The organism is Bacillus sp. GW823-FHT06A10, assembly GCF_058795375.1.
The window spans coordinates 1-8,565 of sequence record NZ_JBXAHT010000012.1; the positions used below are offsets into that span (position 1 = coordinate 1).

7 protein-coding genes are annotated in these 8,565 nt (G+C 33.0%); 1 reads left to right on the forward strand and 6 read right to left on the reverse strand.

Going from position 1 to position 8,565, the window contains the following annotated elements; all coding sequences use genetic code 11:
* Positions 1 to 87: 87 nt before the first annotated feature.
* From AC1Q8M_RS27675 to AC1Q8M_RS27690, 4 genes are all read right to left on the reverse strand, one after another.
* On the reverse strand, positions 88 to 1,164 hold the full coding sequence (locus AC1Q8M_RS27675; protein ID WP_000690984.1) for a glycosyltransferase WbsX family protein: 1,077 nt from the start codon (positions 1,162 to 1,164) through the stop codon (positions 88 to 90).
* A gap of 231 nt (positions 1,165 to 1,395) precedes the next feature.
* Positions 1,396 to 2,268 carry a class I SAM-dependent methyltransferase gene (locus AC1Q8M_RS27680; protein WP_098855714.1) on the reverse strand — a complete coding sequence of 291 codons (873 nt, stop codon included), beginning with the start codon at positions 2,266 to 2,268 and terminating at the stop codon, positions 1,396 to 1,398.
* 27 nt (positions 2,269 to 2,295) lie between these two features.
* Positions 2,296 to 3,018, reverse strand: coding sequence for a class I SAM-dependent methyltransferase (locus AC1Q8M_RS27685; RefSeq protein ID WP_098365755.1), 723 nt, complete (start codon positions 3,016 to 3,018; stop codon positions 2,296 to 2,298).
* Positions 3,019 to 3,233: 215 nt separating this feature from the next.
* Complete coding sequence (locus tag AC1Q8M_RS27690) at positions 3,234 to 4,028, reverse strand: sulfotransferase family 2 domain-containing protein (protein ID WP_098365754.1); 795 nt, start codon at positions 4,026 to 4,028, stop codon at positions 3,234 to 3,236.
* 293 nt (positions 4,029 to 4,321) lie between these two features.
* Here AC1Q8M_RS27690 and AC1Q8M_RS27695 point away from each other — a divergent pair, with 293 nt between their 5' ends.
* A complete protein-coding gene (locus tag AC1Q8M_RS27695) occupies positions 4,322 to 5,266 on the forward strand; it encodes an NAD-dependent epimerase/dehydratase family protein (protein WP_098361506.1) in 945 nt (314 codons plus the stop codon).
* Positions 5,267 to 5,306: 40 nt separating this feature from the next.
* Here AC1Q8M_RS27695 and AC1Q8M_RS27700 read toward each other — a convergent pair whose 3' ends face one another.
* The gene (locus AC1Q8M_RS27700; RefSeq protein ID WP_098365753.1) at positions 5,307 to 6,083 is read right to left on the reverse strand and encodes a class I SAM-dependent methyltransferase; all 777 of its coding nucleotides are present in this window, start codon (positions 6,081 to 6,083) and stop codon (positions 5,307 to 5,309) included.
* Positions 6,084 to 6,149: 66 nt separating this feature from the next.
* Positions 6,150 to 8,081: a glycosyltransferase gene (locus AC1Q8M_RS27705; RefSeq protein WP_098392007.1), complete on the reverse strand. Its 1,932-nt coding sequence runs from the start codon at positions 8,079 to 8,081 to the stop codon at positions 6,150 to 6,152.
* Between the last annotated feature and the right edge of the window lie 484 nt (positions 8,082 to 8,565).

Genomic DNA, 8,565 nt, shown 5'->3' on the forward strand with positions numbered 1-8,565 from the left:
ACACGGAAGTTAAGCTCTCTAGCGCCGATGGTAGTTGGGACCTTGTCCCTGTGAGAGTAGGACGTCGCCAAGCAACTTTAAGACGAGTCAGAATGACTCGTCTTTTTTGTATGCTTTCATACCTCTATCAATTGCATTTTTAACTCCTTCTAAATAAGAAAATCCATATTTTTTATCTGGCTCTAAGTAAGTTCCTTCAGCCCACTCATTCCATGCGTTAATAAATAAAAACTCGCTGTTATAAAAAGAGTAAGTACGATGAATTTGCTTGCTTAAATATATGGTGAACTTTTCAGGGGTAGAACCTACAAAGATGCTGCTATTTGCGTTTTTACGTCGTGCAGTATTATCCCAATCAACAAAAGCCCCAGGAAATGTTTTTTTCTTTGGGAGCGATCGTTGTAATATATACATCCATACTTTATCGTAGTCCCAAACATTCAATTGCATATCAGAATCATATATGACCTTATTTATGTCTGAAGAGCTATCATGGGCAATTGTATAGAAAGGTTCAAACTGAATGCTAGCATCGAATCCATTTATATTAGGTAGTGGAAAACTGTTTAATGTTTCAGCAAAGTATATGCCTTTTAAACCATTTTCTCGCGCTAATGCATTCCAGTAATTAAGCATTTTTTCACAATCAGGAATATGTCCTGGACGATAAATAATGAATAGAGGTTTATCATCTATATAAATATATCTCTCATCTTGGAAAGCCTGTAATAAATAATCAAAGTGTTCCTTCCAATCAGATATATCTCCGTAATCTTGAGGCATTAATATATGTTTATCGAGACCATCCCAAGATTTTGTCCATGGTTCATTTGCCCAAGAAAGACAAAAAGGGAAGTCAGGTTCCTTCATCTTTAGTACGTCATTAAAGGGTGTTTCTAATAGTCTTTTTCCCTTAAACCAATAATGATAATAACAAAAACCATATATACCGTATGCTTTAGCGATTTCTGCTTGCCACTTTCTTACGGAGGGGCTAGTTAAGTCATAATAAAAATCTTGATAAGGTTCCCTCGGTTGATAATGTCCTGAAAATAAAGGGCGTGCACTTTTAGTATTTGTCCATTCAGTAAATCCTTTCCCCCACCATCGATCATTTTCTTTAATTTGATGGAATTGTGGTAAGTAAAAAGCGATTATTTTCAAAGTATATCCCCCTCATGTTTTTCGTAGTTCAATTGTTGGGAAGGTATTCTTGATTTGGTGGAGCAATTTTAAAACAAGAGATATGTTAGCTGTTTACTGCTTTTTTATGGTATGTATTGAATTTGTTTTTACAGCTTACTTAATAAGAGAGTATTAGGTAATTTGATATATAGCTGAAATAGAAAGTGCTTTTCGTCATGAAATTAAGTGTATTACGTTGAATAAAAGGAATTAAATTTTTTGAAGGACAAAGAGGGCTTGAGGTAATCGATTTACATCATCAAAAAAGTCTTGTAGCTTTAAATATTTCTCATAATGATTTTCAATATAAGTCCTAGGTATAACGGTTTCTCCGTAAAAACTACTATTTCTAACATCCCCTGCACCAGTAGCGCTGTGGACAAATTTTCCGTTTTCATAATCCGAGATAGCGCGATGTATATCTGGAAAAGCTTGAGATAAAGTTTTATGCCATCCTGTTTGAATTAATTCAGGATGTTCGTGGAATTGTTGACAAAAATCAAGAAAATAGCGCGCTTGTGTTGTTGCGATGAAAATTCCACCAGGGCGAAGAACTCTTGAAAATTCTTTTATCCAATTTTCAGCAGTTTCTTCGGATAAATGTGAGAATACAGAATAAGCGAATATGATATCTAATGAATTGTCACTAATAAATTCTACAGGGGGATGTGGACTTGCTGTTTTATATATCCCTCTTCCTAGTGTTTCATTACAAAGTGTGATCATCGCAGGATCCACATCAATGCCAAGTAAATTTTGATCAGAGGCATCTTTAAATAAGAAGCGTGTAATTCTTCCCCATCCGCAGCCGAAGTCTAAAATTTCACTTTCTTTATTCACGGGAACACCTAAATTATGGGCGTATTCTTTTATGTGGATATAAAACAAATATGCTTCATAAAGAGCATGTTCATAGGAAGCACCTACAAATTGTTTTTGAATTTCTTCAGGAGGAAACCTAGGTACGGGAACCCCATTTATCGTTGTTTGGGAACAACTTTGTATAAATAAATTTAGAAGTTCAACATCAGATAGTGAATTAACAAGATTATCAAAATCACTTCCTAACTTAAAGTTATGCATTTGTCAAACCTCCGAATTATATAGTGATTAAACCTTATTTTCTTGCTTTTTACTAATAAAAACATGTAAAAATTCAGCATCTAACCCGAGTGATCTATCCTTTTGTAAATAAACAATGGTATACATATTTGTGTGTGTATAAATATATTCAATCATATCCCGCCCCCAATCGAACGTTACTAAAGACCCATTCTCATCAATAGGGTTTCCGTGATAAATGGGCTCTTCAATATATTCAATCACCTCTTTATTCAATCTTGCTCTTTGCACAGTTTTTGTGAGTGTATGATACCAAGGGACAGTAAATACATGAGCGCCGCCAGGTTTTAATACTCGTTCTATTTCTTTAAAGGCTTTGTTTGGCGTCATTACATGCTCAAAAACGTCTTGAGTAATGAATAAATCAAAAGATTCATTTTCAAAAGTCATGTCTTCTAAGTTCTCACATCTAATTCCTTGAAAGTATTGGCCAAGAGGATAGTTTTTAAAGTATTGAGAATATGTATAGTTTTTACAGTTTTTTAATAGTAGCTGAGTTGTAATTCCTCCAGGAGAGGATTCGTGGATACTATAGGAATCCCATTTTGGAAAAAATGTGTGTAAAGCATGGATTAAAGCTCGCTGCCTTGGGATAGAGTTACATGTAGAACATAAATAATGATCTCTAAGCCAATCATTATGCTCTATAAATGTAGCTTTCTTTTCGCAAATAACGCAGTACCCATTATTGTGTTTCAAATTGATTTCCACACGACATCACTCCTATGTTACATGCAATCTATTTATGGAAAGTATGATACACGTCAACAATCGGCGAAATCAAAGGGAATAGGTGAAAGTTAGGTATCTCTTAAAATAGCGATTAGGAAAAGGGGATAATCAGTTGAAGAGAACCCGACTCGAATTAAAGTTTCACTTTATGCTATGCGATGCATTAGCTTTTATTCATAGAAAAATGTATAGACTTAAAATATCCCTCTCGTGTACGGGTACATTTCAAAGTCCTGTGCATATATTTCTGTAACTAAATCCATGGTTTCTTTATCATAAAAGCTTTCGTATGTTGGAAATCGTGGGAAGGCTTCATCTGTAATGCTAAGTTCTGCATAGCTCCCTGCATAAATCATCTTGTGGGCGCGATGATGATCTGAATTTGTAAGAAGTGCTAAATTAGATTTCATCAAATCGTACGTGTGTTCTATTTTGGTGATTTGTGCATTAAAATCTTCTAAAGGAATATAACATTGGATGAAGTTTTCTTCACCGGGGACGTATTGCTGGCTAAAATGTATATCTATTGCTAGGGAATTGGAACCAAATACCTGAACGTAATATAAAAATTGTTTAAATGATATTCCTTGATTACTATATTTATCATTATAAAAATAATGACGGATACTTTCCCATTGGGGGCTAGCATATGGATTGTCAGCAAGTAATAGAAATGAGCTGACAGCCCTTGTATAGGGATTTCGCACAAGTTTACAAACATCCTTTTTACCTTCTAGAAGACCAGTTTGTAACTCTGGTATGTAATTTGTATTGTTTTTATACACCCAGAACTCATAGTAATGAATAAAGTCATTGTATTTCTTTGCTTCAGTAAATAATCCAATTTGAAAAAAGAACCAATTAGCTAATGCGGTGCATCCGCTTCTATGACTCCAAAGTAGTATAAGGGGAAAATCTTTATGGTAATGCGGAATTCGGTCTTTATGTAGAATTACATGATTTAAAAGTTCTTGATTTATATTTCTCATGAGTTTCGCACTCCTTTTTTTGAGAACCTTGTGTATGTAGAAGTTTTTTTATGGGTTAAACAAGTGAGGATTGTTTATTAAATATATTCATGGGGATGAGTAAATATTATGAGTGTTTTTGCAGTCAATCTGAATAAGGAAGCTATTCCAAAATGAAAATAGAAAATAAAGATAATGAAAATTTATAACAAACATACAATGATAAGAAGATGAATAATCGAAATAATCCAGTTTATTTGTGTATATTTTTAGGTTTGACGACGGGAAAAATTTATTACTAGAGAGATGATATTATGAGGAAGAATAATTATTTAATAGTAGGTGGAAATAGTTTCATTGGTATCAACCTCGCATTGGGTTTATTGAAACAGGGGCAAAATGTAAAAGTATTTTCCAGACATATAAATAATTTTCCTCAAAATATTATAAGTGAAGTTGAATTTATTAAAGGTGATTTAGAAAATGTTGAGGATATATATAAGGCTTTAGTGAATATAGATATTATTATTTATTTAGCTGCGACGTCTAACGTAGCAACTTCAATTGAAGATGTTTTCGGCGATATTAATAGCAGTCTATTTTTTCTTAATTTCATGGAAAGTGTTAAAGATTTTCGTATTAAAAAAATTATATTAGCTTCTTCGGGAGGCACAGTTTATGGTGAACCTGAATATTTGCCTATTGATGAGAAACATCCATTAAGACCACTTTCTCCGTATGGAATAACAAAAGTTTCGCTCGAGAATTATTTGTATTTTTATAAGAGAAAATATGGAATAGATTATGTTGTATGTAGATATTCTAATCCGTATGGAAAATACCAAAACCCCTTAAAAAAAGTTGGGGCGATAAATTGTTTTTTGTATCAGCATCTCAGTAATGAAAGGATTAATATATATGGGAATCCAGAGGAGATTATTAGAGATTATATTTATATCGATGATTTAGTTGAAATTACTATACAACTAGCACAATTAAATCAATTAAAATCTTGCGTATATAACATAGGGAGTGGCAAAGGTCTTTCTTTAAAACAAATTATAGTGGAACTAGAGAAAATAACAGAAAGAAAAGTGGATTTTATCTGTTATAAACAAAAACAAGAGAACGTTCAAAGAATCATTTTAAATATTGATAAGGTAAAACAAGAATTGAATTGGGAGCCTAAAATAGATTTTAAAAATGGGATTAGATTAAATAAACTATGGATTGAAGAGTTCTTATATAGTAAAAAATAATAAACCACACTCTACTTATATATAAGCAGAGCGTGGTTTATTATTTTACTTCTTTTTCTATTACCCAAAGGTCTTGATGTTCCCACCAAAATCCTTCAGTATACTTTTTGATGATTGGGTTATAGGGCAGTAATTTAATTTTGTCACACACGTAAGAGGGACTAACTATCGTTTGTCCGTACTGATTAACATCTAAATCAAATTGTTCACTAGAAGAGAGAAACCAATAGCCATGTTCGTTTAAATTTGGAAACCCGAAATATTTTTTACTTTGATAGCCATGGGTTGTGAAAATGAATAAACCACCAGGTGAAACAGCGTTATACAATGTTTGCAGCCAACGAAACCAAGTTGTATCAGGCATATGAGAAAAAAAGGATAGACAAAAAATAATATCGTACGTAGAGGAGTCTAATTTTAACTGTTCGGGCTCAGGATGAGATAATATAGAAGGATTATTTAATTTGTTTTCAATAAAGGAAATGGCCTCTTCGTGTATATCACAAGCGGTTATACTCAAATTCGCTTGTAGATTTAATAAATGACGTGTTACGCAGCCGTATCCAGATGCAAACTCTAACAATTTGATTGGATTGCCTGTAGGAGGATAAAGGGAAGTGATTAAGTCTAAGAGTATTTGTGCTGAGTTTTGCCCGTCTTTAAAATAGTAATCTATCGCTTCTTTTTTTGATGGGAAAACGGGATTAGTGACAATGAACTGAAAGATATGATCCTCAGGATGGATACTTGCATTTACATTGTAGCTGTGTGCGATTTGAGAAATTAAATCTTTATGTTCCTCTATAAAGTCTTTCAAAGAGTATTCCCCCTTAAATAATAGTATCGCCTTACAAGAGATATTGATGGCAGAGAAAGCATACGTTTAAATTTTTAAGTATGCTTTAAGATACTTTCTATATGTATACATTTTCATTTTAGAAATGTCGTCGATAGTAAAGCTTTCTTTAATGAAATTTTGCATTTGCACAACTTCATTGTAATGGGAATATGAATCTTCTGTTCTTGTTACGCTATTTAAATGTCGTCTATGATAGTTTAGGGGGGCTGGATTGAAGTAAATATCTCCCTCTGTAAGAAGAGAAACATAGAAGAACCAGTCACCAGCTATTTTGAACTTTTCTAACTGTTTTTCTGTTTTCTTCATATCTATATTTTTAAAAACTACACTCGAGACATTAGGTATAGTGTTTTTGATAAGTAACGTATCTTGTATTTCGTCGACGCCTTTTCGGAAATAGGGGGCTTTCCATTTTTCTTCATCGATATCATTTGTGTAATTTAAATAATGATTAGCCAATACATTTCCTTGTTCGTCTATTTGTTTTGATTGTGTGTAGCTTAAGGCAATATTGTTATTTATATAAAACCCCTGCATCACCTCTTGTAAAAATGTCTTATCGCATAAGTCATCGGCCTCTGCAATCCAAATATAATCACCAGTTGCTGCAGTGACGCCTTTTATCCATTGTTTAAATACAGAACCAGAGTTTTTATCATTAATAACCTGTTGAACCTTCAGATGGATCTTATTTTCTTTTGAGAGCAGTTCTTTAAATGTTGATACGCTATGATCAGTGGAGGCATCGTCTAAGAAAATTAGTTCGTAAAGAGGGTAGGTTTGGTTTATTATTGATTCGATTCGATCAGGTAAGTATTTTTCATAATTATAGTTTGGTATGATTACGCTTATCTTTTTGTAATTATGTTCGAGAAGATCTAGTAATTGATAAATGTAAGTAAGAAAATTGAAGTTTTTTTCGATAAGTTCTTGGCCAAAGCTTCCCTTTTGTAATCGTAATCCCTCATCATGAATAAATTCATATATTTTTTCTAGCATTTTGGGTAAATTTAAAAAGTCTACTAAGGCACCAGTTTTTTCTGTAACAACATCTTCAAAACCTCCAGCATTTTTAAACCCTATAACAGGAAGTTTTGCATCTAATGCTTCTAAAACAACATTTGGAAAAGGATCTTCCCTTGAAGTTAATAAGTATAAATCAGCTCCGGCGTTATATAATCCGATATCGGGAGTAGGATCGACTACTGTGAAATGTGCTTTATATTTAGGGGGCAGTGTATTCAGGAATTGAACGTCTGTTCTCCCTACCCAAATAAAATGAATATCCTTGTGAGTCTTTCTTACTGAGTAAGAGATAAGTGAGAATAGATCGATTCCTTTTCGATAATCTGCGAAGCCTACACCCAGGATGATTTTGCTATCTAGAGGCAGGTTAAGCTTCTTACGTAACTCATTTCTAGCTTTTGCGATATTGTTCTTATAAGGATTGTGGTTAAACAAACCTTGAGGGAGAATGTGACATTTTTGAGGATCCAATTCAGTGATTGTACGAAATTTTTCTTGTACGTATTGTGAAGGGAAAACAACTTTGTAAGCAAATTCAGCGATGTTTTTAGCTTTCCCTTCAGCAGAGTACTGTTGTATTAAATGCGGTAATTCATGTATTAATGAAACAACTTTTATATTGTGTCTAGCTAGTAATGCGACGATATCGCCACTTATGACAGTGCTACATATGGCGAGGGTAAAATCCTGTGATAATAAATCCTTTATTAATAATTCGACCTTTTCCTTTGTTTGATAATCTTGCTCGAGGCAATAAACAGGACCGTACTTTTGGAAATCGGGAATTAAAATACCTGATCCAATAGAAATAATTGCAACAGAGTAATCAAAGTTTTCTTTAAGAGCCTTAATAGTATGTAAAGAAAGTAGCTGTGCTCCGTGGAAATGGGCATCATGGGATACATAAATTATCTTTTTATTAACATGCATTTCATAACGCCTCCTAAGTTTATTAGATTTCTTTTCCTTTTTGTTGATTAAAGGTAAAGAAGAGAAATGGTTTATATAATCCTCTAGAGATGAGCAGAAGGGGGACGTACTAAAAGAAAAAATATTATCCTTAATATATATTTACTTGGTCTCACATTCATTCTTTAGAAAAGTATTAGTATTAAGTTAGAGAGTGTAGTCTGCAGATTGTTAGTTTGAATACATATGTTTAAGAAGTTCTAAGGATGTGTTAGAAATTAAGAGAGAGAAAAGCTTTTATAATTTATAAAATAAAAAAGATAAAAAGTATTGACGATTGATCTGCTGGGGTGTAATATAGGACAAGTCGCCGATGACATTAACATCGAAAGTGACAAACGAAATAAAAAACTTATTTGACATTAACTAATGAAGATGTTAACATAAGGAAGTCGCAAATGAGCGACCAAGTAGTTCTTTGAAAACTGAACGAAACAAACAACGT

Coding starts and splice junctions, on each gene's coding strand:
- AC1Q8M_RS27705 (WP_098392007.1), bottom strand. CDS start 8,081: ATGCATGTTAATAAAAAGATAATTTATGTATCCCATGATGCCCATTTC.
- AC1Q8M_RS27680 (WP_098855714.1), bottom strand. CDS start 2,268: ATGCATAACTTTAAGTTAGGAAGTGATTTTGATAATCTTGTTAATTCA.
- AC1Q8M_RS27690 (WP_098365754.1), bottom strand. CDS start 4,028: ATGAGAAATATAAATCAAGAACTTTTAAATCATGTAATTCTACATAAA.
- AC1Q8M_RS27695 (WP_098361506.1), top strand. CDS start 4,322: ATGAGGAAGAATAATTATTTAATAGTAGGTGGAAATAGTTTCATTGGT.